Origin of the sequence: Paenibacillus dendrobii, assembly GCF_009807035.1 — a bacterium.
In the GTDB taxonomy this organism is placed as follows: domain Bacteria; phylum Bacillota; class Bacilli; order Paenibacillales; family Paenibacillaceae; genus Paenibacillus_AQ; species Paenibacillus_AQ dendrobii.
Genome location: NZ_WUBI01000003.1, coordinates 98,278 through 124,232 on the forward strand (window position 1 = coordinate 98,278; position 25,955 = coordinate 124,232).

A 25,955-nucleotide genomic window follows, 5' to 3' on the forward strand; every position below is an offset into this window, starting at 1 on the left:
TATTTATAGGTTTACAATATGGATGTACCACCACAATCCTGCAGTCAGCGTTACCGCTGAGGCCGCAACCCATAGTCCTTTTCGCACAGGCATGCCCTCGCGGAGAAATGTCCGGTCCCTGTAAGCCCCAAAACCCTTGGCTTCCATCGCTCCTGCCGTCTGCTGAATCCTTCTGATCGCATTATGCATCACCGCTATTGTGAAAGTGCACCACCACTCCAATTTGCCCCGAATACCATCCGGTTTTCCGCGGCCCCTTACCTGATGGGCGGCGGAGATGCTTTTGCCCTCCTCTTCCAGCAGCGGCAGAAATGTCAGTGCCATTGATAATCCAAAAGCGAAGCGGTAAGGGATCCTTAGGCGCGTGGTCAATGATATAACCATATCTCTTGGATCCGTCGTAAACATAAATACGTAAGAGGATAAAAATACGGTGAACATGCGAAGCGTGACCGAACCAGCCGAATCCAAGGCCTCCCGCGTCAACCGCAGCGGTCCCCATTCAGCCAGCACGTGCTCCCCCGGCACGGTGAACAAAGTCACCAGAAAATACGGAACCGCAAATCCTGCCAGCAGCGCGAGTGCTTTCGCCTGCCTGTCCCAGGCCATGCTGCCGCCCCATCTTGCCAGAAGAAGAACCATGCACAGCAGCAGTGCCTGCCCCAGCGAAGAATGGAGTCTCATGGTCAGCAGCGCAATGCAAAACAGCAAAACGAGCTTGCTCAGCGGGTCGGTACGGTGAAGCTGCGACTCTCCCTGTTGATAGGCAGTAAACATAACCTTCCTCCCCAACCCCAATCATGTTATTCCTTTTACATCGTACTCCAAACGCTGCCTATTGAAAATGCTCCGAATCGATCTCTATTTTTTCCAATCGTCACGCAGCAGTGCATTCATATCGGCATCCACAAAACCGTTATCCGTGTGCCGGTATTGTCTCAGAAGCCCTTCCCTCTGAAAGCCGAGGGAGCGAAAAAGCCTCCCCGCACGCAGATTGCGGGGATCCGTCAGCGCTTCAATACGGTTCAACCCCATGTCGGTGAAAGCATAAGCAATCACCAACTGCATAGCCTCTCGCATATACCCTTCTCCCCAGTATGGACGGGACAGTTCGCAGCCGATCTCCCCGCGGTAAGCCCCTTCAAGCTGCCACCAGTTCATGCCACAGCTGCCGATCAGCTTGCCTTCCCGGGTTTCAATGCCCCATCGAAGCCCGTCTTCGGTTACGGACAAGCCGTTCAGAATCCCGATCATTTCTCCTGCTGCAGACGGAGCCGGCATTTCGGGAAGATCAGAATAGCGGCGAACCTCCGGATCGGACCAGCATTCGAACATGGCCTCCTCATCGTCAACAGACAGCGGACGCAGCCTAACTCGTTCTCCCCCAAGTCTGGGAATCACTCCTGCGCATCTATATGTCATTCAGCTCGCCCTCCTCTCTAACAACAAAATCACATTCACTGTACACCGCAGAGCATCTTAGGAGCAAGCCGTGCCTCCAGGGCGATCATTTATGGCCGCTACGGACGGGACGCATTGGCCGAACCGCTCTCATGCTTCGTTCCGGGAAAAACGTCGATCGACTCTTTTTCAAGACAGACCTCGTTAACGTTCTTGCATTCGCGACGCTCTCCCACCTTAAGCCGATAAAATCGCCCGTCGCGATGCGGTTATGTGGTGCGGGTGTGTCCGGTGTCTTCAGATCATTTTTCATCTATCTCTTTTCAGTTAATTACTCACAATGATATTCTTTCATAATAAAACCTTAAAGGAGAAATTCTAATGCTGAAAAATATGATTAATTTCCCTAACGAATTTCTTGATTTTGATTATATCGTCGTCAACAATGACGATTATTTCCCTATAAATTCTTTTGGAGGAAGTGTTCTTTTAGACCGTGGTGGTTCCATTTATGTATGGAATAGCATTCTCAAAAAGTATGAACTAAATATTGAAAGTAAACATCTTGCTATGATTTCTGAGAATGTAATAGCACTTTGTGAGCATGGGGGCTACAACATCCCCAACCTTAAATTACAAAAGCAAATTGTTGTAAACTTCACTCACAGGTATTTGGTAATTGACGATCAACTCATTTGGAGCATCGATGAAATTGAGAAGATAAAAATTGTTAATAAACCATTTTATGAGCATGATGGATACACGGATATTCATCATAAAGGAGAATTTATTAGAATCATGTGCAAGGCGTGGCAGTTAGAACACTTTGAATATGTAGCTCAAGAGATTAGTCTTGTCAAAAAATTATGTAACGTTTCTTTTGAGATAGAAACGCTGTAAGACATTTTTATTCCTGATCTTTATATCCAGGATTTCTTATACCGATTGTTGTTGCAACACAAGGATTCGATCCCTAGAAATTATAAGTCTTATTTTCAGAAAAAAACGCTTGTCCCGCCAGGGACAAGCGTTTTGGTTCCATATTAAGCTTCTTGAGCTTCCTCAGCTGTTTCGCGGCCCGCGAGCAGGAAACAAACGATAAGGATAAACGCAATCAATGCCAACAGTGGAATCGTAATGAATCCGAACCAGTTCAGATAATCGAAATCACACGGGATACCGACAGTGCAGGGCAGCGCCTTGGCAAGTGCCGGTATTTTCTGCTCCGCATAGTGATAGATGGAGATACAGCCCCCGATGACACTTAGTGTGATGGCATAGGGAATGATCTTGCGGTCGTTCTTGTAGCTTGCGATCCCTAGCAGGATAACCTGCGGATACATGAAAATCCGCTGTAACCAGCACAGCTTGCAGGGCTCATAATGCATGATTTCGCTTAAGTACAAGCTTCCGCCCACAGCCACGATGGATACGATCCATGCCATATATAAGGCATATGGGCGAATAGACGCCAAGAAACGGTTGCCTTCCATCGTTTTTAACTCCTTTGTTTACGGGATTTTATCCAATCCGCAATCGTTATTTCGTATTTTGTTCAGCCAGCTTTGACTCAATGAAAGGCTTCAGCTCGGTATAGTCCATGGAAGCCTTCTCAGAGGCCTTCTCTCCGTTGACGAACAAGGTCGGCGTGCTCATGACATGCAGGCTTCTCGCTGTCTCGTTGTGGCTTTCAACTTCTTTTTTATACGTCTTATCATCAATGTCCTTGCGAAGCTTGTCGTAATCAACCTTGATGTTTTCGGTGCGAGCCAGGTTAACCAGGAAATCCGGTGTTGCCCACTCGGTGGTTTCGTCTCCCTGATTCTTGTAGATGGCATCGTAGTATTTCCAGAATTCATCCTTGTTCTGATGGAATACGGACTGCGCAGCCAGAGCGGCAGTCATCGAATCCGCATCCGGACTGATGATGAGATAATTCATGAAGTATAAGGCCGCCTTGCCTGTGTCGATATAATCTTTCTGCAGCTCTGGGGAAACCGCCTGGGTAAAATACTGACAGCTTGGGCATTTATAATCGCCCATCTCCACGATTTTAACCGGGGCATCCGGATTGCCGAGCACTGGGAGCGCGCTATAATCAAAATCTCCCTTGGCCGAATTCGGTTTAATCACCAGAAGCAGCACCACCAATACCACGATACATGCACCTGTGATCCAGATGACACGTTTCATGCGCTTCTCCTGCTGTTCCCGCTCTGCTTTTTTCTGTGCTGCTTTATTCACCGGCTTTTTCTTCGTTTTCATAGATTGCCGACCCTCTCCTTTCTTCGAACTAAAGTTAGAGGCGCCTTGGCATGATCTCTTTAGTTCATCTCTATGTCTAGTGACAAAGCAAATCTCTTCTACTTTATTTTAGCATCTCACTCTTTGAAAGGCTATATCCTAATAGTTCAGTTTCGTTCACATCTGCTGTTTGAAGCCCCCTCCGGCGTATTTTGTCACATTTGTCAGATTAAATCCGGGTTTTCCCGTATATACTAAACCCTACTGAAATTGCACCCAGGTTGGAGGTTGAATGGAATGGAATGGTGGATTGCCGCCTTGGCCGTGGCTGCTGCCGCGCTGGCGGCAGCAGGCATAACCCAATACGCTTTCGTGCAGATGACCCAGATGAAGGCCTTGAACCATCAGCAGACCTTTGAAGCTCTGGAGCGGGCAGGAGCGCGCCTGCGGGAATTTTATGATCCTCTACCGAAAAAAGACGTACAGATTACGAGTCATGACGGCCTGCGGCTGAACGGTGTCATGGTGCCTGCCGAACAGGCGTCGGAAAAGTGGGTCATTCTCGTGCATGGGTATACGACGTCTCTGCCCGCTTCTATCCCGTTCATGGAAATGTTTTACGAGGACAACTTCAACCTGCTGTTGATCGATCAGAGACGCCATGGGAAAAGCGAAGGCAAATACACCACGTACGGCTATCATGAAAAGCATGATGTGGCATCATGGATCCGTTTCATTACGCAAACCTTCGGCAGGGATTGCATTATCGGTCTGCACGGAGTTTCCCTTGGAGGCAGCACCGTACTGGAATACTTGTCGCTCCCGGATCCGGTCGTTAAATTCGTCATAGCCGACTGCCCTTATTCTGATCTCACACGCCTGATGCATCATCAGATGCAGAGGCTGAACCACATTCCGGCTGCTGTTTTCCTTCCTTTGGTCAACGCAAGACTCCGCTGGAAGGCAGGTTTTGCGCTGAATCAGGTAAGTCCGCTCCGAACGGTTGAGGGGAGCCGCGTTCCCGTGATGTTTATCCACGGCACGAAGGACCGTTACATTCCACCGCAAATGAGCGCGGATTTATTCGCTGCCAAATCCGGTCACAAGCGGCTGTTATTCGTTGAGGGGGCAATTCATGGATTTGCTATTGACACGAATCCAACGCTCTATAAGTCTTCAGTGAAAGAGTTCGTACAGGAAGCTCTATCCGGAGAGAGCAGTTCCCGCGTCGATTCCCCTGAACCCGTTTCCGAGGACATGTGGCAGGAGCAGGACGAATATGCCGCGCTTAACCTGACGGAAGCTCCCCATCCTTAAGGACCGCAACTGAAAACTGAAAACCCCCGGAGCATTTAATCTGCTCTCGGGGGTTACTTGTATCGCATATGAAAGTCGCTTTATTCGAAGGCAGGGGGAATCATGCCGTTTCCACTGCCTTTAGGCCTGTGTCCTAAGCTGCGCGCGGATCGCTCTTTTTTCAGCTGTGAATCGTTTGGCGATGCTGCTGAGTCCCACCAGATTAAACACGGATACATCCTTGCGGTTAAGCTCCTTCAAATCTGCATTCAGTCTGTTTCTGAGTTCCGTCAGCTCCAAGTGAAGGCTTTCCTGCTCATAACCTGCCCTCGGCTCAGTCCAATTGGAGGCATTTTCATTATCGGACAAAAGTCCGTCGACGATATCGAGCTCGCTCTGAAGAGCGACCCTAAGCATGCTCACCCGCCGCTTCATTCGCGCTCCGGACATGATATAAATGGCGAAGCCAAACAAAAGAATCGCAGCGCTGTACGCTAACCAGTACCAGGTTCCGTGTGCCGCTTGAGCGCCGGACACCGACGTGCCGGAAGCGAGCGCCTGCGGCATCACAACTGCGTTAGCGATCAAACCCGTCATTGCTACTCTTTTTATCATCACTTTACGCTCCTTCTAAGATGTCATATGCATTCTGCATTGGGCTGTTTTTCAAATTTGCTCCAGCATTCATCTGACTTGAGGCGCTTGTTTATCTGTTTCAAGCTTCCGTTCTTTCTTTCTCGCTTTTCTGTACAGGCTCCAGTACCTCGCCGCACAGCTCCTTCAGCATCATCTGGATTTCCTTGAACTCCTCAATGCCGGTTCCCGTCAGGCTGTACTCATCACCGTGCGCGGTCAGGAAATTCAGCTCGGTCAGGTGCTCCAGCTCTTTTTTCACTTCACGCTCACCCACCTTGTATCCGTGGCGCTCCAGTTCAGGTTCCATATCCCTCACTGTTAAATCCTTGGTGTGAGCATGATAAAGCATATGGATTCCCATAAATAAGTTTTGCATATCTGCACGCATGCTGCCTCTCTCCCTCCCGTGATCGCTTTCTTCTAGTTAGTCATTGCTTGTTATCCATTCCTTACCCTGCTTATAAGATAAGGAAACAATCTTGTGACGCTCTCTTTCACGTCTAAAAGGCCCATCTCCCCCTTGACGCGGGGGTTAATCCTGTATACTATCGTTTATAATTAACCATCGGTTAAAAGAAAGGGTGGAGTATGATGTTTCAAGCACTTCCTTATGAAGGAAACCGGAGTGAACAATTCTCGTCCGTTCTGGAACAACTGAAATCTCTCATTCACGATGAACCCAGCTCCATCGCCAATCTGGCTAACGCTTCAGCACTGCTGAACAGCTTCCTGCCGGATATCAACTGGGTCGGCTTCTATCTCTATGACGGTCAAGAGCTTGTACTTGGACCTTTTCAAGGCCTTCCAGCCTGTATTCGTATTCCGCTGAATCGCGGGGTATGCGGCACAGCCGCTTCTGAACGCAGAACGCTCGTAGTCGATGATGTACATGAATTTCCAGGGCATATCGCCTGTGATGCGGCCTCCAACAGCGAGATCGTCATCCCGCTCATCAAAAATGAGCAGCTGCTAGGCGTACTCGATATCGATAGTCCGCTCAAGGGACGTTTCGATCATGACGAGCAGCAATTTCTGGAGCAATTCGCCCGGATTATCAGCGAAAAATTGTAATTTGTTGTAAATTTAATTACAGGAATGGCCTTCTGCTGCTGCAGAAGGCCATTTTGTGTCGGACGCTTCATTTCAATTCATGTTCAGCAAAAATTCTCATCGCTTCACAAAGGAATACCGCCAGCCGGGGATGATACGTGTCAAACAGCTTTTTGTATTCGGGTTGTTCCACGTAAAGTTCTCCAAGCCCTTTGTATACATCAGCCGTAGGTGTGTAATACTGCGTCATGGATTCATAATGCTGACGGATAATATCCTGCACTCGTGAGCTGTCGGGCGATTCGCCGATTACGATGGCATCCGTCAGTTCCTGATTAATGCGATCCACCTTTTGCTGAGAATTCAAATAGTCCTCTTTGGTCCATTTCTGCATGATCTCTTTACTTTCGAGTATTCTGTCATTAGTCGCGTCGTTATACGGGCTCAGCACATCCTGTTCGGATAACCCTCGCACGGCCGGCTCCAGCTTACGGTCCATTTCTTCTGGTTTCATACATTGATTTCCCTCCATCTATAAAGCTATTCTCTTCCTTCATTCTCTCTACTAAACTTGCCTATATCATATGTTGAAAACTGGATAATCTTGATGAACTCGAGTTAATAACCCGATACAATTTGGCGCAAAAGGTAAATCATCACTTATTATTTCTTTACCCGCCCTATCAAAATTCAACCGCTTCTATCCGGCTATACAGGTATTTTCATAAAAAACAGGGAAACAGCGTGTATCCAGCTATTCCCCTGCTTGGTCGGAATTCAGCGGTCCTCGGGTTTACGGATAATGCTCAGCCCTTCCACATGCTTCCGCTGCATCAGCTTGCTTTTCTTCCGGTTCTCCTTGCTGTCAAAAACAATATCGAAATCGTAATCCTCCGGATAGAGATTGCCCTTCTCGATGTATAGCTTGAGCCGCTTTCGGTTGATCTTCAGCTTCTGCTTTTGGATCATCACTCCGACCATGCCTTTGGCATCCTCCTCCTGATAGACGATTCCTGTACGGCCGAATGAGCTGACATATACCGCGTCTCCGACCTCAAGCCGGCGTGGCTTGGCGTTTTCCACGGTCTCAGCCTCCAGATCACCTGCCGGCTCCTCCTTTGGTAATTGCTTCTTCTCCGCATGCGCAGGGTTTCTTTTCCCGCTCCTTTCTTTATGGCTCGCACGATTCCCCGTCCAATGGACTCGCTCTTCCGAATCCGTCTCCTGCTCTAAGTCCACGCTTCGCGGCACTTGGGTAGAAGTCCCTGTCTCGGGTTCAGCAGGCTGCGGCTTATGCCCCTATAAAATATCCCGGGAACGCCCGACGATGCCCGCAGGCATGCCCAGCTTGGTGGCAATCTCAATTGCGTAGCTTTGGCCCGACTCCCCGATCGTCAAGCGGTACAGCGGCTCCAGCGTATCCACATCGAATTCCATCCTTGCGTTTTGAAATCCGGGGGTGCGTGAAGCAAATCCCTTCAGCTCGTTAAAATGAGTCGTCACCATCATCATCGCGCCGCGGCGGTTAAGTTCCTCCAGAATCGCGATGGAAAGGGACATCCCCTCCCCCGGATCGGTTCCTGCGGCAAGCTCGTCAATAAGCAGCAGCGTGGAATGGTTAGCGGCACGAACCATGGCAATCAATCTGCGGATTTGCGCGGAGAATGTGCTGAGCGACTGCTCAATGCTCTGTCCGTCGCCGATCGCCGTCATGACGTTACCGAATACGGCGAACACGCTCCCTTCTTCCACGGGTACGAGCAGTCCGGATTGTACCATGAGCGTAAGCAGTCCCAGCGTCTTCAGCGCTACCGTCTTTCCGCCGGTGTTGGGGCCGGTAATGATAAGGGACCGATACCCTTTCCCCATCTCGAGCTGAAGCGGCACCATGGTCTTCAGCATCAAGGGATGCTTCGCTCCCTTAAGGCGGATATGACCCGCATCGTTCAATTGAACGGATCTGCCCCCGATAGAGCGTCCGTACTTGGCTTTGGCAAAAATAAAATCATAGTTCCCCGTAATGTCGATGTTGAGCTGAAGATCAGCACTGGATGCTTCCAACATGCCTGTCAGCATACTCAACACGATCCCTTCTTCGCGCGCCTCATCAGCCTCCAGCATGCCAAGCTCGATCTGAAGCTGCGCGATTTCCTCCGGCTCCACGAACACCGTCTGACCGCTCGTCGATTGGTCGAGCACGGCGCCTTTGATCTGCTTGTGGTACTCCCGCTTCACCGGAACGACGTAGCGTCCGCCGCGCACGCTGACCAAATGCTCCTGCAGAATGGAACCGTGCCTCGACAAGATCGAACTCATCTTTTTCTGGATCCGCTCTTTGATGACGGCGATTTTCTTGCGGACCTTCTCCAGTTGTTTGCTCGCTTGGTCATCGACCTTGCCGAACCGGATGCAGCGTTCGATCTCGCTTTTCAGGCGTGGCAGCTCCTGCATCGATGTAGCGTACGTACTGACCGTCGGCGCAATGTCCCGTTTGCCCGCCATATATTTCCGAAGCTGGCCGCAGCTGTGCAAAAAGGTCTGAACCGCCGTGAAGTCCTGCTCGGAGAACAGGTATCCGGTATGGAGCAGCGATGCGATATGCTCTATGCCCTCGAGCGAAGGCAGCGGTACGCTTGCACCTTTGTCGAGCAAAGCCTTCGCTTCCGCTGTCTCCAGAAGTGCGGTCTCAATCGCCCGTAAATGGAATCCCGGAGCCAGATCATCAATATGTTTTCTGCCTGCGTAAGATACGGCATATTCCCTCAGGCTTTCCTTTAATTTGTCATACTCCAGCATGCTGTTTGTGATATTGTCCATGGGTTACATGAACCTCCTTTTTCTTTTTTATGGGCTAAAATGCAAAAAAGGGACAAAGAACGCCTACGCGATTCCTTGTCCCTTGTTCCTGACAGCTTCATGCTCATTGTCATCCCGAAATAAATGTACTCTCCAGCAAGAGCAGCACTTCATTTTGCGTTATAAGATCCCCGATTCTCTTATAACGCAAAAAAACCGTGCTGCAAGAGCACGGTTTTCGAAAGGCCATGTACCCGAAATTAACCGGATATATCAGCCTTATGGATAACAAAGAATGAAACAGCAGCCAAGGTGCCGTTTGATGCTTCGCGTGTTCTTAACTATTTCCAAGACCCCAAGTCAATCCGTGTCGGCTGTATTGAAAACAGCACGGCCAATTGTCTCTGCCGGATAAGGCGTAGGAAAACAAAGCTGCCTCTAAAGGCAAACTTTCCCTGCATCTTTCCTGTGGTCTCATATGGAATTTGATTAGTTAAGAACAACCACCGTCATCAAAATCTCTCCCTTGGTTTAGGATGAGGTAAATTTAACAATTTTTTTCATTCATGTCAAGCCATTAAGCCTTCAGCATGTACACCCTGGCTTCATAAGGACGGAGGCGGAACGTTTGGCTGAGATCGTCATCCCCTTTGACCGGATAGTTGGAAACCAGCAGCTCCCTGGTATCCAGATTCAGATCGTGCGGCAGCGTCAGCTCCGGCTCATTCCCGAAAAAGTTAAGAATAACGAGCAGCCGGGAACCTCCAAGCGTCCTCGTATATACGTAGATCTCCTCATCGTCCGCGAGCAGCAGCTCGTACTTGCCGTAAACGATGACCTCATGCTCCTTGCGAAGGGCAATCAGCTTTTTGTAATGATAGTATATGGAATCGGGATCCTTCAGCGCATCCTCCACGTTGATCAGCGCATAATTGGAATTCACACGAATCCACGGCCTTCCCTTCGTAAACCCCGCCTCCTCGCTTATATTCCACTGCATGGGCGTTCTGGCGTTGTCCCTGCTTTTTTTCCAGATCACCTGCATGATTTTCTCCTCTGGCACGCCCTCGTTCATCTGCTCCTCGTAGAAATTGAGCGTTTCCACATCACGATAATCATCAATGGACTGAAAAGCGATGTTCGTCATACCGATTTCCTCGCCCTGATAAATATATGGTGTCCCTTCAAGCATGTGAATAAAGGTTGCCAGCATCTTGGCTGATTCTACTCGGTACCTGGTATCGTCCCCGAAACGTGAGACCGAGCGCGGCTGATCATGGTTGCACCAGTAGTTCGCATTCCATCCCTGTTCATGCAAAACCGTCTGCCAGTTGCTCATGACCTTCTTCAGCTCCAGCAGATTCCACGGGCGGATATTCCATTTCCCCGAACCCCCGGAAGCCGCATCCAGCTGCATATGCTCAAACTGAAAAACCATATTGAGTTCATTGCGGGTGTCGCCCACATAACTTAGCGCCTGCTCCGGACCCAGCCCCGAGGTTTCGCCCACGGTCATGATATCGTAATGGAAGAGCACGCGCTCATAAAGATTATTCAGGAGCGTATGCACGTTTTCCAGATTGGAAAACAGATCATAAGCGCGAACCGTCGGCAGATGGTTCGGATTATCCCCGTCCGGGAGGCCCGCAGCCTTTACGATATGAGCAATGGCATCAAACCGGAACCCGTCCACCCCTTTTTTCAGCCACCATTCTACCATCTCATGCATGCCGTCAATGACACGCTGGTTTTCCCAGTTCAGATCGGGCTGATGCTTCGAGTACAGGTGCATGTAATATTCATCCGTCGTCTCATCGTACTTCCACACCGAGCCGCTGAAATACGACTCCCAATTGTTCGGAGGACCGCCGTTCTTGCCTTTGCGCCATATATAATAATCCCTTTTCGGATTGTCCTTAGAGGAACGGGATTCGATAAACCAGGGATGCTCGTCCGAGGTGTGATTCAGCACCAGATCCATCATGATTTTCAGTCCCCGTGCATGGGCCTCTCGCAGCAATAAGTCAAAATCGTCCATCGTTCCGAATTCCTTCATAATATCCTGGTAATCGCTAATATCATAACCGTTGTCATGGTTCGGCGATTTATAGATGGGACAGATCCATATTACGTCGATCCCAAGATCCTTCAAATAATCCAGTTTCGACATAATCCCGCGCAAATCCCCGATGCCGTCACCATTCGTATCCAAGAAGCTGATCGGGTAGATTTGATATACGACGCTTTCCTTCCACCACTTTTTATTCATAACGTCTCCTTTCCCGTTAAGGTCCGGCTTTGCTTTACAAGCCGGCGTGAACACTTTATAATTATTGTAAACCAATATTCACATTCCCCTTTCACATAGGGGCAAGTTATTTCAAAAACGCATAGATAACATTCGGAGGAGCCTGCCACGTGCGGGCTCTTTTTGTCTTTTTTCGCCTACTCGTCCTTCTTGGGGTCCGCATGTGTCAATATTCTCCTGATGTTCAAAGGGAGGAATTGAAGCATGAATCAATGCTAAATCTACTGTTACCGGATCACATCCAAGAATTGAACGGGAGGAACTTATGGAACAACAAACTATTTTGGCTATTGTTATCTTTTTAGTGGCTTATGCACTGATTATCTCGGAGAAAATCCACCGCACCATAGTCGCCATGATCGGCGCCGCACTGATGGTGATTTTCGGCATTGTGAATCAAGAAACCGCGATCCATCATATCGATTTCAACACGCTGGGTCTCTTGATCGGGATGATGATCATCGTCAATATTACCGCAGAAACCGGGCTGTTCAAGTTCGTGGCCATCTGGGCCGCCAAAAAAGCCAAGGGACGGCCGCTCGCCATATTGATTTCCCTTATGCTTCTCACGGCTGTCGGCTCCGCTTTTCTGGACAATGTGACCACCGTGCTGCTGATGGTACCCGTTACCTTTAGTATTACTCGCCAGCTGCGGGTCAATCCGCTCCCCTTCCTGATCGCGCAGATTATCGCCTCCAATGTCGGCGGTACGGCCACGCTGATCGGCGATCCGCCGAACATCATGATCGGGAGCGCGGTCAAGGAATTGACCTTTATGGCCTTCATTCAGAATCTGATGCCGATTGCGGTCATTATTCTAGCCACTTTGATTCCTATCTTTATCCTTCTTTTCCGCAAACAGATCAAAACAACGCCGGAGCTGATGCAGAGCATCATGGATCTGGATGAAAAAGAGCTTTTGACCGACAAAAAACTCATGATTAAATGTCTGACGGTACTGGGTCTTACGATTATCGGATTTTTCATTCACCAGCTCGTTCACATCGAATCCGCCACGGTGGCCCTCGCTGGCGCCTTTCTCCTTCTGCTTCTTACTGGAGAGCATATGCTGGAGGAGGCTTTCGCCAAGGTCGAGTGGCCAACCATTTTCTTCTTTGTGGGACTATTCATATTGGTTGCCGGTCTGATTGAAACGGGCGTTATTTCTACGCTGGCAGAGAAGGCGGTTGGTCTCACCGGCGGTAATGTGGCTTCCACATCAATGCTGATTCTATGGATGAGTGCCATCGCTTCCGCCTTTGTCGATAATATCCCTTTTGTTGCAACCATGATCCCTATGATTCAGGATATGGGAAATATGGGCGTAAGCAATCTGGAGCCTTTATGGTGGAGTCTTGCCCTTGGAGCCTGCCTAGGCGGAAACGGGACCCTCATTGGCGCCAGTGCTAACCTCATCGTTGCCGGTATGGCTGCCAAAGAGGGATACCCGCTGAAATTCACCAAATTCCTGAAATATGGTTTTCCGATCATGATCTTCTCCGTCATCCTAGCCAGTGGCTATGTCTATTTAAGGTATTTAATGTAAGAGATCCAGGCTATGAATGGCCTAAATTCATCGATCGGAGGAGCACGAATGCTAACGTATCGTTGCAACGAGGAAGTTGCTGTCATTACGGAGGTCGTCAATGAAGAAGATGTGGAGTTTCGTATCCGACTGCTTCAAGAGGAGCCTTATCTGGGGCGGTTAAAGGAAATTCGGCGTTATTTTGAGGACAATGATGTATACACCGATGCGCTTTTCTATATCTATAAAAACCATGAATATGGTGCAATCGTGCGCAAAGCGTATTATACCGATTTTGTCCTGGCACTCATGAAGCATGGACTTTTCCGCAGCGTGGAATGGAAAGACTAATAGAACACGAAACCACCGGGAAGGCTAACCTTCCCGGGGGTTTATTTTTCAGACTTTCATTTATGTATATTGCATTTTTGCGAAACTTATAGTTTATGCGTTTCCCGGCCGCTTGAACTAATATTGGCATATTTGGACGCCGTGTATCTGAACAATACATATCCCATGCCCACGTATACAAGTACTTTGACCAGACCGCTCAATCCGATGCTGGTGAAAGGGAATAATATGATGAATGCATTAATCCAGAGCGCATACGGTAAGTACTTCACGTTACTTGAAACCAGCGTCAGCCATGCTCCAATCCAGAATGCATAATGAGCGATGACAAGGAGCGGAATCGTCACGAAAATGACGCTCAGCGCATGGTAGGAAGAGATGGGAAGAATGGCGATCAGCAGTTTATGCAGAAACTGGATCCCGAGAGCCCCAAATAGCAAGTGGAGCTCGAAGGGAGCCAGAACGCCATACAATCTAAAGGATTGAAACCACTTCCTCGTCTCTTGCAAAACCACGGAAAATTGCTGCACTACACATCGCCCTCCTGTTTTTCGATCTCCACAAACTGATGTCCGCATTCGGGGCAGAACCTGGCTGCAATCGGCACGGTGTGACCACAGGCGCATTTCTTTTCATCCGAAATAACATTGATTTGGTGCTGGTTCAGCTGAATTTCATCCTGAAGCTGCACAATTCGGTCAACCATCGGCTGCAGTTGCTCCGCAGTGCACATGTTCTCCTGTTTCAGTGAATCAAATACCATTTTGCCGATATGCTCGTATTCGTGCTCAATTTCCTTTTGCTTGGAGGAATTCTGCATCTTGAGACGGTTCACTTCCACCGCGATTTTGGCTTTGTTGCCTGCTTCGGCAACACCCGACTTCAGCTTGTCAAAAAAACTCATAACGCCTCAGCTCCTTTCGATTATTGTTTAGTAGTCGCCGTGATGTTAGGTATTAAGGATTAATTATAAAGGTCCATCCTGAACGGGTCATGCGGCTAAAGGTTCATTTTCCATGATTTAGGATAATTAGTCTGCCTGCTCGATTATCATTTCATATCTTCTTCTTATATCCGTAAGTCTTGTTTCCAAGCTCCGATGCTCGGTCTCCAGATGACGAACCACCTCTTTGACCGCATCGAGTTTCTCTTCCACCTGAGCCAGCGTATCGTTGATCCTTCCCTGCACCATCCAATCGGCAATGAAACCATCGAAAAAATAATCCGAGAACCTGAGAAAACTTCCAATGTCCACCTCAATGGACAGATTCATCTGCACGTCCTGCAGCTCCCTGCCGAACCGGCGCAGACTCGTCTGTGCATCATGGATATAGTCCATGGCCTCATCGATCTTGTTATGCTTGATATGGGTGGACATCATGCCCCCGCCAAGCATATCGTAGGTTCCCCAGTTACGGGCTGAATTGAGATAATCCCTTGCCTGTTCCAGATCATGAAGCACGGAATGACCAGCCTGTTCCGCTTCCTTCATCTCCTTCAGGTGCAAAGCCATATCAGTTTGCTGCTCGGACAACTCCGAAAGTTCCCCATGCTGCTGCAAAATGATTTGCTCCTTCTCCTGTAGGATTCGTTCGTATTCGAAATCGGAATAACGCACATCCTGCAGTTGTTTCCTGGTTTCCTCGCATTGCTGTCTCATATCCTCCGCAGCCCTCACGGCCGCATCGAATTTTGCTTTCGCCTCCAGTACCTCCAGCTGCTCACGCTCCAGCTTTTCTTCCTTTTTGCCGATCAGACTGAAGAATAAGCCGGACAAGGAAACTCCGGTTAATCGCTCCACATCCTTCTCTTCATCCGCCAGGCGCTGTTTCCAGCCGTCCGCTTCCCGTTCGCGGTCCCTCAACTCGGTCTCAAGCTCCTGAAGGCGTTTCTCCCATCGAGACTTATTGCGTATGCTTTCCTTCAGTTCGGCCAAACGGGCATTCGCCGCTTCAAACATCCTCATCCCTCCAAGTCGATTTTTACATTCATTACCCTCTTAAACGTGCTTGATCGAGAGAAGTTTCAATTCATCCGGAAGCCTCTCCCCTTGTCTTAAGAAGTCCTTTCTCGCGTAAGCTAGATTTTACAGCGAAAAATCGATATGATTAGATCAGATTGCATAAAGGAGTGAACATGAATTTCATGAAATTCAAAAAAGCATACTTTCCGCTCATGCTAATGATCGTGGTTGCGCTCGCGCTTGGCGGATGCGGTAAAAAAGAGGAAACATCGGCAGAGCAGCCAAAATCAACAGAGCCAAAAAGCTGGACAAGCGCTCCGGAAATGAAAATTGACACAAGCAAAACTTATCAGGCTGAAGTGAAAACCTCCAAGGGCTCGTTCACGATTGAGCTGTTTGCCAAAGACGCTCCGAAAACCGTGAACAACTTTGTCTTCTTGTCTAAGGAAGGATTCTACAACGATGTGACTTTCCACCGCATTATTGAATCGTTCATGATTCAAACCGGCGACCCTACGGGAACCGGAGCAGGCGGTCCGGGGTACTCCTTCGAGGATGAGAAAACCAGCTATAAATACGAGCCTGGCATCGTGGCCATGGCCAATGCCGGTCCGAATACCAACGGCAGTCAATTCTTCATCTGTACAGGGGCAGACAGCGATTTCCTGAACTCCCAGCCGAACTATACCATCTTCGGTAAAGTGACGGATGGCATGGATACCGTGAAGAAGATCGCCGCTACGCCGGTTGAAGCAAATCCCGACACGGGCGAGACCAGCAAGCCAACCGAGAAAGTAACGATCGACAGCATTAAAATCAAGGAAAAATAAGCGATAAAGGACCGCCATAGCAGCTCATAATGCTGCTATGGCGGTCCTTTGTCTATTGTATTAATATCCGTAACAGCCCATTCCTGAAATTTGCTGAAAATGGAGCTCACCTCCTGGTCTTGGCAGCATCCCTGGAAATCGTTTTTCGCATAGTGAGCAGAGCTTGCACATATTTTGGTACAAGGTTGATTTAAGCTCCGCCATTTTTTTGACCGGGAGGAAACGATGAATACCATTTGGATGGGCTGTTTGGCTACCTCTATTTGCACGGCTTTGGGCGCACTGCCTGCGTTGCTGTTTAATAGGGTGACTCACCGTGGAAGAGATATTCTGCTGGCATTTACCGCAGGCATTATGGTCGCTGCTTCGACTTATGGCCTGATCCCGTCGGCACTCAAGCTGTCTAACCTGTGGATTTTGACGATTGGCACACTTCTGGGCACAGCCATTCTTACCCTGCTCGAGCTGCTCATTCCCCATCAGAATCTGGAGCATTCACCGCAGGCTTCGAACAGAGGCAAGACAAGCTCACTGATGTTCTTGTCCGCGATGGCCCTGCATAATTTACCGGAGGGTTTATCCGTGGGTGTCAGCTACGGCAGCAGCAATCAGGATCTCGGGACCATCGTTGCCCTCAGCATCGGGCTGCAAAATATTCCCGAAGGATTTCTGACCGCATTGTTCCTTATTACGCACGGACTACGCCGGCGAACCGCTCTGCTCCTGGCCACGCTCACGGGCGTCCTGGAGCTCGCGGCCTGCTGGATCGGACTGGAGTTCACCGGAAACTTCACGGCAGTCGTTCCATACGGCCTTGCCTTTGCAGCCGGAGCCATGCTGTTCGTGGTATATAAAGAGCTCATTCCGGAGAGCCACGGAGATGGCAATGAGCGTGCCTCCACATTTTCATTTATATTCGGCCTGCTGACCATGATTGCACTGACTCATTTGCTGAAATAAACGCTTTTCGTCTCAGAAGCTTGCACATGGCCGGAACGGTCCATTTTCAGTTTGACCATAATCAATACCAAGGCAACCGCCGCAAACAGCATGCCGCTCCAGATCAGCTGATGAATACCAAACCGGGAGATGAACCAGCCGCCAAGCGAGGACCCCAGCGTAATGCCCAGATTCGAAAAGGAAACGAACAAGCTGTTACCGAATTCGGGCGCATCCTTCACCTCCGTCATCAGCCAGGTTTGGCTGACAATGAGCCCGCCTGAATGAATCATTCCCCATAAAAAAACAACGAGCAGCATCGGAGCAAATGAAGTACCCAATGCATAGACCAGCAGGTAAATGACCAGATAAAGAAGCGGAAAAACAGCGACCGTCCGAATCATGTTTTTTTGCAGCGAACTGCCGAACAGGAAGTTGCCCACGATCATGATCACTCCAAATATCATCAGCATGATGCTGATCCAGGAACCGTTCATGTGGGTAACCTGCCCCAGATATTCGGCAAAATAGCTGTATACCGAGAACATGGCCGCAAAAATGCAGCAAACGGCCGCGATGTTCAGCCACACGGCGGGCTTTCGCAAAATGCCAAGCTGCCTGCCGTAAGACATTTTCTCACGGACCGGCATGGAGGGCAGCAGAATGAGAATCCCTGCAAAAGCGATCAAGTTCACGACAGCTGCGAACAGAAACGCCGCCCCTAACGAGATCTGCTCCGCCAAATAGGAGGTTAGGGGTACGCCAAACGCGAAGCCAACGGTGATGCCTGCAAATACTTTCGTGACCGCCTGACCGCTTTTTTCCGGTGAAACAAGCTGCGCCGCCGTAACCAGCGCGATGGAGAAAAAGACGGGATGAAAAATGGCAGGAATAATGCGAAAGGCAAGCAGTACCTCAAACCTTCCCGTCAAAACATAAAAAACATTGGAAATCGCGAACATAAGCACCGATACACTGAGGATAACCTTCCGGTTCATCCCCGAAGCAAGCAGCGTAACGAAAGGACCCGATACGGCTACAACCAAAGCGAAGATACTTACCAGAAGTCCTGCCTGCGTTGTCGAAATATTAAATTTTTGAGTCACCTGGGGTAGCACTCCCACGATTCCCATTTCGGTCGTAATGATACCAAACACACCCAAAGCCAGAATCAAAATAAGCAGCGGACTGCCTTTTCTCATGTTAATCTCTCTCCTATCCCAATCATTTCGCAAAATACATATCTATACATCTAGATATGTATTGACGGGGCTCTCCCTTTACTTGCCTCCCGTCTCGCATATGTTCATTATTTAACATCCGCTATTATATATCTAATTATCTAGATATGTAAATGTATATAAACAAAAAAAAGGAGTTGCCTCCTTTTTCAGCTATGCTCTAAATATAAATTTTCCGGTTATTTTTCTATAATTCGGTTCGAATATATTCCGCAAATGCTTGAATTGTCTTTTCGTTGCGTCGGTAAAAGGTCCATTTGCCCACCCGCTCGGCTTCCAGCAGCCCGGCCTTCTGCATCATTAATAAATAACTGGAGATCACGGACTGGGCCAGTCCCGCTTGCTCCTGAATATCGCTCACGCAGGCACCGATTTGAAGCGTAAGCCCCTGTTCCAGATATGGCGTTTCATCAAAATACTGCTCCGGATGTTTAAGCCAAAACAATATTTGCCGGCGAGTTTCGTTGGATAATGCTTTTAAGATTAAGGACGGTTCCATATGCTCTTCGATCCTTTACTTTTCATGAAATGATTAACGACTGCGCGAAAAGGCTTGTTTACCACACGGGGCGCAGCTTTTGCTTCAACTCCCCTTCGCCAACGCTTTGAATAATCTGTTTCAAATCGGAACGCATCATATTCAGGCGGTCAGGACCGATGATCCCTCCCCAGCGGTTTTCAATCTTCGAATAGATGCTCTCCTTGGCCTTGAGGAGCGCCCAGCCGCGCTCCGTGAGCACAACCAGCTTGCCTCTCCCGTCCGAGGGATGCGGTCTTCGGATGACATAACCGCGCTCCTCCAGGTAATCCAGCATCTGGCTTACCGCCTGCTTGGAAATACCCAAAAGGTCAACCAACGTCTTTGCCGTGGCCCCGTCCGGAATCAGCCCTTGGAACAAAAATCCGTGCATCGGCCTGATATCTCCGAATCCAAGCTCATTCAGCCGCTGGTGAAGCTCCTGATTGAGTGTGCTGAAGGCGAGCGAAAACAGTGATGCCAAATCATCTTGATGTCGACGGGGTGTTTTAGGCATAAGGTGTACAACTCCTTGCTATGAATAAAAGTTAAAAATTGGTCAGTTTAGTTGACTTGTATATTCATTATACCTTTCAAGCTCGGACAGAATCAAATCCGGATTGGATTATCGAAGTGCAACATCCTAGGATATGGAAGCGCATATGAATATCATGTGAAAAATATAATTTGAAACAGTCAACCCGTATTGCGGCAATTTCTCGGGCGAATGCAGCGTATCAGTCCTCAAAAAAACTCCAATATCAGACGTCTCTGCGGCGCCAATATTGGAGTTTTCCACCTGCTATTTTATACGCTGAAATGTTGATCCCGTAAATGATTCATGATCATAAATATCAAGCCTGCTCCTGCAGCTCTACGCCATCTGGAAGCACTGCTAACACACGCTCTTTAACCGTAGAATTCATGCGCAGCTCCTCACCCAGAATCACGGCAATTCCGCGGTCATCCCGCGAGCGGATCAGGCGTCCGATGCCCTGTCTGAACCGCAGCAGCATGTAAGGCAGATCCACTTCTTCGAAGGGGTCAACAGCAGCATTCCGCTTCGCGATAAACACCGGATCATGCGGCGGGAAAGGCAGCGACCAAATGATGACATTCGAAAGTGATGGGCCTGGCACATCCAGGCCTTCCCATAGGCTGACCGCGCAGAGCACGCTCTCCTCTTCACGCTGGAATGCCGAAATCAGATGGCTGATTTCCCCGTCACCCTCGAAATAGAATTTCATGCCCGCAAGTGCCGGTTCTGCTGCAGCCTCTTGTTTAAAGAGGCGCAGCTCCTCTCTAGTTTTGAAGAGAATCAGCGCTCTGCCGCCGGTTTTTTGGAGCAGCCGCGCGGCTTCCTTCATTTTGCCGTCGAAGCCTTCGGCGAGATTCCACGCCGGCGCGAGCGCCTCCATCTGTTGCTCATATTCATAAGGCGATGCCACCGAGAAGGACAGGAAACTGTTGATCCCGAGGCTGTCCGCCACGTATCGGAAAGAACCGTCTACGGATAAAGTAGCCGAAGAGAACACGATCGGCATTTTGAGACCAAATACATGCTCTTCCAGCACTTCCTTCACACTCTTCGGCATAATCGAAAGCGTTAGCCCTTCCGGACTGTCCGTCACCCAGCAGATCAAGGCTTCCGAACGCTCGAACAGCATCAGCGCCTTTTGCATCATTTCCAGATGCTCCTCTACGATGCGCAGCTGGTAATCGTCAAGCGTATACAGTTCGCTTTCGAACACCAGCTCTTCCTCAATCGCCGTCAGCAGGCTTCGGAACTGGTGCACCTCGCGGAGCAGCTCTTCGCTCAGCATGATCTCTTTCCGGTCCGAGCCTGCTATCAAACGGCTAGAACGCCCGAATGCCGAGAACATCGCTTCACTTTGCACGATGGATTCATCAATCAGCACCGCAAGCGTCTCGCGGATTTCATTCTGCAGCAGCCGCGTAATGAGCTCTTCAAACACAACATGCTTCATTTTGTACCCGAGCGCCTTCATTGCGGCTGACTCCAGCAAATGTCCTTCGTCAAAAACGACCGAGGAGTGCTCCGGCAGCAGAGGCAGCTGGCCTTCCCGTTTACGGCCGTCATATGTCCAGACATGTTCCAGATAATAGTCATGCGAACAAATAATCAAATCGGTCGAACGCCGGTAATGATCCCGGGACAATGTCTGCCCGCAGCGGTGGCGCCTGTCGCAGGTGAAGCAGTCCTGGAAAGAATCCCAGTTAATCTGCTGCCACTGCTCATCGCTCAGCTGCGGATAATCCCGCCGGTCTCCGTAGGCATGAAAGGACTGCATGGGCGCATGGGAATACACAAAATCCGGCAGTCCGGCAGCAATGCCGTCCCACAGCATCTCTTCATCGCCCTTCACGCGCGCATCGTCCAGCTTCCGCAGGCACAGATACTGATCCGGCGATTTGCCAAGGCGCGCATCGATCATCAGATCCAGGTGCCGGGCCAGCTTGGCGATATCGCCCTCAGGCTTCACCAGCTGCTCAATCAGGGACTCATCGGCGCAGGCAATGACGGCCGGTTTGCGCGTATATCGCGCGTAGCACACGGCGTATAGTAGATAGACCAGCGTTTTGCCCGTGCCGACGCCGGCTTCAGCAAAAATCGTTTTTTTCTCGGCAAATGCCTTTTCCAGTTGAAACGCCATATATATCTGCTCATCGCGGACCTCGAAGCCCGCATCAGGCAGTAAGTCGTAAAATACATCCGCCACCCATTCACCCGCTTGCTGAATAAAAGGCCGTGCAGGATCATACGTAAAAGGGTACCGTTCCACGTTTAAATTACCTCCAGCTTTCACTTGAAAATCTTTCCCCTTCACTTGTCCATGAAGACGAACATCCCATTATCACACGCCGCAAGCGGAATTACAATGGTTCATAGAAAAAAAGAAAAAACCGCGGTTGCCCGCGGCCTGATCTTGCTGCTCCTATACCTCCGGTTTTACCGGCTCCGTTTCATATAAGCGCGAACGGATTTTAAACCATTGATAGATGTGAGAAACGACCACTTTAAGCACCGCGTAACCCGGAACTGCCAGCAATATACCGACAATGCCGAACAGATTGCCACTGGTCAGGATCACGAAGATAATCGTAATCGGGTGAATCTTGAGTGTCTTGCCCATCACCTGCGGCGATATGAATTTCCCTTCGATCAACTGGACGACCGTCCATACGATGACCATCTTCAGCAGCATAATCGGCGATGTCACGAGCGCAACGATCAGCGCCGGCGTAATGGCAATCGCGGGACCCAGATAAGGAACCACGCTCGTGAAGGCCGCAATAACCGCCAAGATCAGCGAATATTTCAGACCGATGATAATGTAGCCGATAAACAAGAGTGCGCCGATGCAGAAGCTGACGATAATCTGGCCCCGGATGTAGGAGCTGATCTGATGGTTCATCTCGCTCATGACCCGGTTGGTTTCACCGCGCAGTCTCGTCGGCACGAAGCTCTGAATAAAGCCCGGCAGTTTCTTGCCGTCCTTCAGCAGGTAGAACAGAATAAAAGGTACCGTCACGATGGAAAGGACCACTTCGATCAAGTTGCCGACAAAGCCGCCGATCCCCGTCCACGTCTTATTCAAGAATAAAGTTGCCTTCTGAGAAATCGTCCTGATGACTTCCTGAGGATCGAAGTTGATGGAATCCTGAAATTGGTTAACCAACTTGCTTCCCATCAGATGCTCAAACTGTATTCTCACCATTTCACTGTACTCTGGAAAATTGCTGACCAGGTCCGTAATTTGTTCCCGGATCACCGGTATGACAAGCGTCAGCAGCACGGCAATAATGCCGATAATAAATACGTACAGCATCAAAATGGACTGAATTCGTCCCACTTTGTGCTTTTCCAGAAAATCCACGATCGGATTCAGCAAATAATACACGATTCCCGTGAGAATGATTGGTAATACGATGGTTTTCAACAGGACGATGACCGGATGGAAAATAAAAGATATTTTGCTAAGCACCATAATGTTGACGCCAATCAAGAGCAGAACCAGCAAAAACAATACAAACCGGTTATTCAAGAAAAACCGTTTGAAGCGGCTCGCCCAGTTCACGGAAGAATTGTCCATCTTTTATTCCTCGTTTCGTCTTTTCTTGATAATTTCCAGCTTGCAGAAACGGTTGTTTTCCCTTTCTAGAAGGGTAAACGCAACGCCGTCCTGCATGAAGGTATCCTTCTCCTCCATCTCATTGCTCTGGCTGTACAGCCATCCGCCAATGGTATCCCATTCTTTGGTATCAATATCAAGATTGAAATAATCGTTGATCTCCGAAATGGATACCATCCCGTCGACAATAAGGTGGTTTTTTTCCAGCTCCTTAATCTCTTCTTCTTCGTCAGCGTCAAATTCGTCGCGGATCTCGCCAACGATTTCCTCGATGATATCCTCTATGGTTACAATGCCTGAAGTCCCGCCGTATTCATCGATCAGCAGCGCCATGTGCGTGCCTTCGCTCTGCATCCGCTGCAGGAGAACATTGACCGGAGTGACCTCCGAAACGGCCATGACCGGATGAATCAGCGTGGTTACATCCACATGCGGGTCATCTTCATAAGCCAGGAAAAATTGCTTCGTATTGATGATGCCGATCACGTTGTCCTTGCTGCCATCGATGAGCGGAAAACGGGTATATTGCTGCTCTTTAATAATTTCAACATTTTCTTCCCGCGGTTTATTTTTATCAAGACAGATCATATCGGTACGCGGAACCATGATCTCTTTGGCCAGCATATTGTCAAACGCAAAGATCCGGCTTACATATCCGAATTCATTGTCGTTAATTTTTCCGCTTTCATGACTTTCACTTAAAATAATCTGCAGCTCTTCCTCGGAATGTGCTTCTTCATGCTCCGAGGCGGGTTTGATGCCGAACAACTTGACAAGCTGATTCGCCGAGCCGTTGAGCAGCCAAATAAACGGGTACATGATTCGATTGAACCAGATAATCGGAGGCGAGAACCAGAGGGCGATGGTTTCCGCTTTGCGGATCGCCACGGTTTTCGGCGCCAATTCCCCGATAACCACATGCAGATACGTAATGACAACGAAGGCAATGATTAGAGACAATACTGAGCTCAGTCCTTCGGAAAAATGCCACTTTTCGAACAAGGGATGAAGAATTTTCTCCACCGTCGGTTCCCCGAGGAAACCCAATATGAGTGATGTGATTGTAATGCCGAGCTGGCAGGCGGATAAATACCCGTCCAGATTTTCCAGTACCTTCTTTACCGCGCCGGCACCCTTGCGACCTTCAGCCATCAGCTGGTCCACCCGGCTTGCCCGTACGCGGATCACCGCAAATTCGACCGCCACGAAAAAGGCCGATAACCCAATCATTAGTGCCACCAAAACTAAATTTAAAATATACCTGTCACTTTCCATTGATGCATCTTCTCCTTCGGATAAATTAATAAATGATTGAATGGTTACTAACATGCTTATACGGTATTTCAGCGACTTAGGTTTCAATTCCGATAGAAGGAATTCTTTCAAAAAAAGGCATCAGCTTCGGGAGTTTCCCCTTACACCAAGGCCTCATCGCGTAAATCCACGCTATACATATTCAATAACCCCCTGCTTCTCATTCGTAAACCGGATGCGAACTACGCGATTTCTTCCCTGTCGCTTAGCCTCATACAAAGCTTGGTCACACCATTTATACAGCTTGCTCACGTCCGGCTCAAACCTCCTGTCCAGGGTTACGATGCCCATGCTGATCGTGAAGTTTACCGGAATCGATGAAACCTGCATACGCTCCACCGCCTGACGCAGCTGCTCCGCTGCCTCGCCGGACTGTTTCTCGTCCATGCCCGGCAGCAAAATGGCGAACTCATCGCCTCCGAACCTGCCAAAAAGGCCCACGTCTTTCAGCTTTTCCTTAATCAGCGCAGACATACTCGCAAGCACGCGGTCACCGGCAATATGTCCATAGGTATCGTTGATATTTTTATAGTGATCAATGTCAAACAGGATAAAGGAAACCGAGGATCTGCTTCTGGACAGCTGGGTCAGGTAACTCTCCGCCTGCTCGATAAAGGTTCTTCTGTTTAACGTACCGGTCAGATCGTCGCTAGTGGCCATCTGGATCAACCGCTCGTCCGCCTGCTCCTTATACAGCAGGATGAACCCCGTATTCTCCAAAATCATAATCAGGTACAAGGATAAAAAAGAAAGGGCCTGATATACATTCGGCGTAAAAAAGCCCATGGACTCTCCCGTAAAAAGCGACATGGCCGAGCGACTGAACAGTCCGATGACAACGATCCCGTACAGATAGCCCATAAGACGCTTGAGCTTCGAGGTATAGCTGCTTGTCATCATCCGGTATACCGGGTACACCAAAAACATGCCCGTGCAAAAAGAAGCAAAGGCAATCCTTGTGCTTTCCGCATTGTCCAGAAACACCAGAATGTTAAACCCGATGATACTGAATAACGTAAAGGCGAGATATCTCCTTTTTACCTTACGGTTATAGGCATGCTGCACCATGGAAAGAGCGATCGTTTCCACCGCGCTTCCGGCGAAAAGGATCGAATTCACAACGCTGAGATATATATATTCGGGAACGCTTCCACGGAATATAACCAGCCCCCATCCGATGACCTCGAGCCATTTGGAGACATAAAACGTGTTGATCAGCTTGTCCTTTTTATGTCCATACCGATAGGCACTAATTAATACGACGGTGAAAAGATGCCCGAGCACAACCGAAACAAAAGCGGTCTTCATATCCAATGATAAAATCATGCTTTCCTAATCACCATCTTCTTGAATTGATAACCATTTGAGATGATTATACCAGATTACAAAA

The 25,955-nt window shown here is 49.1% G+C and carries 26 protein-coding genes and 1 pseudogene; 7 read left to right on the forward strand and 20 right to left on the reverse strand.

What is annotated here, in order from left to right; genetic code table 11:
• Positions 1–3: 3 nt before the first annotated feature.
• The 3 genes from GRF59_RS18595 to GRF59_RS29810 form a co-directional block, all read right to left on the reverse strand.
• Entirely contained in the window at positions 4–777 is a 774-nt protein-coding gene (locus GRF59_RS18595) for an energy-coupling factor transporter transmembrane component T family protein (RefSeq protein ID WP_160499223.1), read from the reverse strand.
• A gap of 84 nt (positions 778–861) precedes the next feature.
• Positions 862–1,422, reverse strand: coding sequence for a GNAT family N-acetyltransferase (locus GRF59_RS18600; protein ID WP_160499224.1), 561 nt, complete (start codon positions 1,420–1,422; stop codon positions 862–864).
• 85 nt (positions 1,423–1,507) lie between these two features.
• On the reverse strand, positions 1,508–1,714 hold the full coding sequence (locus GRF59_RS29810) for a hypothetical protein (RefSeq protein WP_237391913.1): 207 nt from the start codon (positions 1,712–1,714) through the stop codon (positions 1,508–1,510).
• A 68-nt stretch (positions 1,715–1,782) separates the two neighbouring features.
• On the opposite strand from GRF59_RS29810, the gene GRF59_RS18605 reads away from it, so the two are divergent.
• Entirely contained in the window at positions 1,783–2,301 is a 519-nt protein-coding gene (locus GRF59_RS18605; RefSeq protein WP_160499225.1) for a hypothetical protein, read from the forward strand.
• 143 nt (positions 2,302–2,444) lie between these two features.
• Here the strand turns inward: GRF59_RS18605 and GRF59_RS18610 are convergent, their stop codons facing one another.
• Both GRF59_RS18610 and GRF59_RS18615 read right to left on the reverse strand, forming a co-directional pair.
• Entirely contained in the window at positions 2,445–2,894 is a 450-nt protein-coding gene (locus GRF59_RS18610) for a disulfide oxidoreductase (protein WP_160499226.1), read from the reverse strand.
• Positions 2,895–2,940: 46 nt separating this feature from the next.
• The gene (locus GRF59_RS18615; RefSeq protein WP_160499227.1) at positions 2,941–3,666 is read right to left on the reverse strand and encodes a DsbA family protein; all 726 of its coding nucleotides are present in this window, start codon (positions 3,664–3,666) and stop codon (positions 2,941–2,943) included.
• A 276-nt stretch (positions 3,667–3,942) separates the two neighbouring features.
• Here GRF59_RS18615 and GRF59_RS18620 point away from each other — a divergent pair, with 276 nt between their 5' ends.
• Positions 3,943–4,962, forward strand: coding sequence for an alpha/beta hydrolase (locus tag GRF59_RS18620; protein WP_160499228.1), 1,020 nt, complete (start codon positions 3,943–3,945; stop codon positions 4,960–4,962).
• Positions 4,963–5,082: 120 nt separating this feature from the next.
• On the opposite strand, the gene GRF59_RS18625 is transcribed toward GRF59_RS18620, so the two are convergent.
• Positions 5,083–5,556, reverse strand: a complete 474-nt coding sequence (locus GRF59_RS18625) for a hypothetical protein (protein WP_160499229.1) — start codon at positions 5,554–5,556, stop codon at positions 5,083–5,085.
• A gap of 100 nt (positions 5,557–5,656) precedes the next feature.
• Entirely contained in the window at positions 5,657–5,965 is a 309-nt protein-coding gene (locus GRF59_RS18630) for a hypothetical protein (RefSeq protein ID WP_160499230.1), read from the reverse strand.
• Positions 5,966–6,168: 203 nt separating this feature from the next.
• Between GRF59_RS18630 and GRF59_RS18635 the strand changes: the two genes are divergently transcribed.
• The gene (locus GRF59_RS18635; RefSeq protein WP_160499231.1) at positions 6,169–6,648 is read left to right on the forward strand and encodes a GAF domain-containing protein; all 480 of its coding nucleotides are present in this window, start codon (positions 6,169–6,171) and stop codon (positions 6,646–6,648) included.
• 67 nt (positions 6,649–6,715) lie between these two features.
• Here GRF59_RS18635 and GRF59_RS18640 read toward each other — a convergent pair whose 3' ends face one another.
• The 3 genes and pseudogenes from GRF59_RS18640 to GRF59_RS18650 form a co-directional block, all read right to left on the reverse strand.
• Positions 6,716–7,141 (reverse strand): TipAS antibiotic-recognition domain-containing protein, encoded by a 426-nt coding sequence (locus GRF59_RS18640; RefSeq protein WP_160499232.1) that lies wholly within the window; start codon positions 7,139–7,141, stop codon positions 6,716–6,718.
• Positions 7,142–7,404: 263 nt separating this feature from the next.
• Positions 7,405–9,444, reverse strand: a pseudogene (locus GRF59_RS18645) (endonuclease MutS2).
• 556 nt (positions 9,445–10,000) lie between these two features.
• On the reverse strand, positions 10,001–11,692 hold the full coding sequence (locus GRF59_RS18650; protein ID WP_160499233.1) for a glycoside hydrolase family 13 protein: 1,692 nt from the start codon (positions 11,690–11,692) through the stop codon (positions 10,001–10,003).
• 304 nt (positions 11,693–11,996) lie between these two features.
• Here GRF59_RS18650 and GRF59_RS18655 point away from each other — a divergent pair, with 304 nt between their 5' ends.
• Positions 11,997–13,277 carry an ArsB/NhaD family transporter gene (locus GRF59_RS18655; RefSeq protein WP_160499234.1) on the forward strand — a complete coding sequence of 427 codons (1,281 nt, stop codon included), beginning with the start codon at positions 11,997–11,999 and terminating at the stop codon, positions 13,275–13,277.
• Between the two features lie 48 nt (positions 13,278–13,325).
• A complete protein-coding gene (locus GRF59_RS18660) occupies positions 13,326–13,607 on the forward strand; it encodes a hypothetical protein (protein ID WP_160499235.1) in 282 nt (93 codons plus the stop codon).
• 86 nt (positions 13,608–13,693) lie between these two features.
• Here the strand turns inward: GRF59_RS18660 and GRF59_RS18665 are convergent, their stop codons facing one another.
• The 3 genes from GRF59_RS18665 to GRF59_RS18675 form a co-directional block, all read right to left on the reverse strand.
• Entirely contained in the window at positions 13,694–14,137 is a 444-nt protein-coding gene (locus GRF59_RS18665) for a hypothetical protein (RefSeq protein ID WP_160499236.1), read from the reverse strand.
• Positions 14,137–14,511, reverse strand: coding sequence for a zinc ribbon domain-containing protein (locus GRF59_RS18670; protein WP_160499237.1), 375 nt, complete (start codon positions 14,509–14,511; stop codon positions 14,137–14,139). Before GRF59_RS18670 ends, GRF59_RS18665 begins: the two co-directional genes overlap by 1 nt.
• A gap of 126 nt (positions 14,512–14,637) precedes the next feature.
• Positions 14,638–15,567, reverse strand: a complete 930-nt coding sequence (locus GRF59_RS18675; protein ID WP_160499238.1) for a hypothetical protein — start codon at positions 15,565–15,567, stop codon at positions 14,638–14,640.
• A 185-nt stretch (positions 15,568–15,752) separates the two neighbouring features.
• Between GRF59_RS18675 and GRF59_RS18680 the strand changes: the two genes are divergently transcribed.
• Together GRF59_RS18680 and GRF59_RS18685 are read left to right on the forward strand one after the other, a co-directional pair.
• Complete coding sequence (locus GRF59_RS18680; RefSeq protein WP_202128765.1) at positions 15,753–16,400, forward strand: peptidylprolyl isomerase; 648 nt, start codon at positions 15,753–15,755, stop codon at positions 16,398–16,400.
• A 225-nt stretch (positions 16,401–16,625) separates the two neighbouring features.
• The gene (locus GRF59_RS18685) at positions 16,626–17,360 is read left to right on the forward strand and encodes a ZIP family metal transporter (RefSeq protein ID WP_160499240.1); all 735 of its coding nucleotides are present in this window, start codon (positions 16,626–16,628) and stop codon (positions 17,358–17,360) included.
• On the opposite strand, the gene GRF59_RS18690 is transcribed toward GRF59_RS18685, so the two are convergent.
• From GRF59_RS18690 to GRF59_RS18720, 7 genes are all read right to left on the reverse strand, one after another.
• The gene (locus GRF59_RS18690; protein WP_160499241.1) at positions 17,345–18,541 is read right to left on the reverse strand and encodes an MFS transporter; all 1,197 of its coding nucleotides are present in this window, start codon (positions 18,539–18,541) and stop codon (positions 17,345–17,347) included. The genes GRF59_RS18685 and GRF59_RS18690 overlap by 16 nt on opposite strands.
• 226 nt (positions 18,542–18,767) lie before the next feature.
• Positions 18,768–19,079, reverse strand: a complete 312-nt coding sequence (locus GRF59_RS18695; protein WP_160499242.1) for an ArsR/SmtB family transcription factor — start codon at positions 19,077–19,079, stop codon at positions 18,768–18,770.
• A 58-nt stretch (positions 19,080–19,137) separates the two neighbouring features.
• Positions 19,138–19,614, reverse strand: coding sequence for a MarR family winged helix-turn-helix transcriptional regulator (locus tag GRF59_RS18700; RefSeq protein ID WP_160499243.1), 477 nt, complete (start codon positions 19,612–19,614; stop codon positions 19,138–19,140).
• 337 nt (positions 19,615–19,951) lie between these two features.
• Positions 19,952–21,901: a helicase C-terminal domain-containing protein gene (locus tag GRF59_RS18705; RefSeq protein ID WP_160499244.1), complete on the reverse strand. Its 1,950-nt coding sequence runs from the start codon at positions 21,899–21,901 to the stop codon at positions 19,952–19,954.
• 153 nt (positions 21,902–22,054) lie between these two features.
• Positions 22,055–23,212 (reverse strand): AI-2E family transporter, encoded by a 1,158-nt coding sequence (locus GRF59_RS18710; protein ID WP_160499245.1) that lies wholly within the window; start codon positions 23,210–23,212, stop codon positions 22,055–22,057.
• Positions 23,213–23,215: 3 nt separating this feature from the next.
• On the reverse strand, positions 23,216–24,526 hold the full coding sequence (locus GRF59_RS18715) for a hemolysin family protein (RefSeq protein WP_160499246.1): 1,311 nt from the start codon (positions 24,524–24,526) through the stop codon (positions 23,216–23,218).
• A 171-nt stretch (positions 24,527–24,697) separates the two neighbouring features.
• Positions 24,698–25,891 (reverse strand): GGDEF domain-containing protein, encoded by a 1,194-nt coding sequence (locus tag GRF59_RS18720; RefSeq protein WP_237391914.1) that lies wholly within the window; start codon positions 25,889–25,891, stop codon positions 24,698–24,700.
• Positions 25,892–25,955: the final 64 nt, after the last annotated feature.

Excerpts from the sequence above, each read along its gene's own strand:
- GRF59_RS18600 (WP_160499224.1), bottom strand. The coding sequence starts at position 1,422 with ATGACATATAGATGCGCAGGAGTGATTCCCAGACTTGGGGGAGAACGA.
- GRF59_RS18595 (WP_160499223.1), bottom strand. The coding sequence starts at position 777 with ATGTTTACTGCCTATCAACAGGGAGAGTCGCAGCTTCACCGTACCGAC.
- GRF59_RS18660 (WP_160499235.1), top strand. The coding sequence starts at position 13,326 with ATGCTAACGTATCGTTGCAACGAGGAAGTTGCTGTCATTACGGAGGTC.
- GRF59_RS18620 (WP_160499228.1), top strand. The coding sequence starts at position 3,943 with ATGGAATGGTGGATTGCCGCCTTGGCCGTGGCTGCTGCCGCGCTGGCG.
- GRF59_RS18685 (WP_160499240.1), top strand. The coding sequence starts at position 16,626 with ATGAATACCATTTGGATGGGCTGTTTGGCTACCTCTATTTGCACGGCT.
- GRF59_RS18695 (WP_160499242.1), bottom strand. The coding sequence starts at position 19,079 with ATGGAACCGTCCTTAATCTTAAAAGCATTATCCAACGAAACTCGCCGG.
- GRF59_RS18650 (WP_160499233.1), bottom strand. The coding sequence starts at position 11,692 with ATGAATAAAAAGTGGTGGAAGGAAAGCGTCGTATATCAAATCTACCCG.
- GRF59_RS18635 (WP_160499231.1), top strand. The coding sequence starts at position 6,169 with ATGTTTCAAGCACTTCCTTATGAAGGAAACCGGAGTGAACAATTCTCG.
- GRF59_RS18680 (WP_202128765.1), top strand. The coding sequence starts at position 15,753 with ATGAAATTCAAAAAAGCATACTTTCCGCTCATGCTAATGATCGTGGTT.
- GRF59_RS18690 (WP_160499241.1), bottom strand. The coding sequence starts at position 18,541 with ATGAGAAAAGGCAGTCCGCTGCTTATTTTGATTCTGGCTTTGGGTGTG.
- GRF59_RS18605 (WP_160499225.1), top strand. The coding sequence starts at position 1,783 with ATGCTGAAAAATATGATTAATTTCCCTAACGAATTTCTTGATTTTGAT.
- GRF59_RS18640 (WP_160499232.1), bottom strand. The coding sequence starts at position 7,141 with ATGAAACCAGAAGAAATGGACCGTAAGCTGGAGCCGGCCGTGCGAGGG.
- GRF59_RS18670 (WP_160499237.1), bottom strand. The coding sequence starts at position 14,511 with ATGAGTTTTTTTGACAAGCTGAAGTCGGGTGTTGCCGAAGCAGGCAAC.
- GRF59_RS18610 (WP_160499226.1), bottom strand. The coding sequence starts at position 2,894 with ATGGAAGGCAACCGTTTCTTGGCGTCTATTCGCCCATATGCCTTATAT.
- GRF59_RS18715 (WP_160499246.1), bottom strand. The coding sequence starts at position 24,526 with ATGGAAAGTGACAGGTATATTTTAAATTTAGTTTTGGTGGCACTAATG.
- GRF59_RS18675 (WP_160499238.1), bottom strand. The coding sequence starts at position 15,567 with ATGTTTGAAGCGGCGAATGCCCGTTTGGCCGAACTGAAGGAAAGCATA.
- GRF59_RS29810 (WP_237391913.1), bottom strand. The coding sequence starts at position 1,714 with ATGAAAAATGATCTGAAGACACCGGACACACCCGCACCACATAACCGC.
- GRF59_RS18630 (WP_160499230.1), bottom strand. The coding sequence starts at position 5,965 with ATGCGTGCAGATATGCAAAACTTATTTATGGGAATCCATATGCTTTAT.
- GRF59_RS18625 (WP_160499229.1), bottom strand. The coding sequence starts at position 5,556 with ATGATAAAAAGAGTAGCAATGACGGGTTTGATCGCTAACGCAGTTGTG.
- GRF59_RS18710 (WP_160499245.1), bottom strand. The coding sequence starts at position 23,212 with ATGGACAATTCTTCCGTGAACTGGGCGAGCCGCTTCAAACGGTTTTTC.
- GRF59_RS18720 (WP_237391914.1), bottom strand. The coding sequence starts at position 25,891 with ATGATTTTATCATTGGATATGAAGACCGCTTTTGTTTCGGTTGTGCTC.
- GRF59_RS18700 (WP_160499243.1), bottom strand. The coding sequence starts at position 19,614 with ATGCCTAAAACACCCCGTCGACATCAAGATGATTTGGCATCACTGTTT.
- GRF59_RS18655 (WP_160499234.1), top strand. The coding sequence starts at position 11,997 with ATGGAACAACAAACTATTTTGGCTATTGTTATCTTTTTAGTGGCTTAT.
- GRF59_RS18615 (WP_160499227.1), bottom strand. The coding sequence starts at position 3,666 with ATGAAAACGAAGAAAAAGCCGGTGAATAAAGCAGCACAGAAAAAAGCA.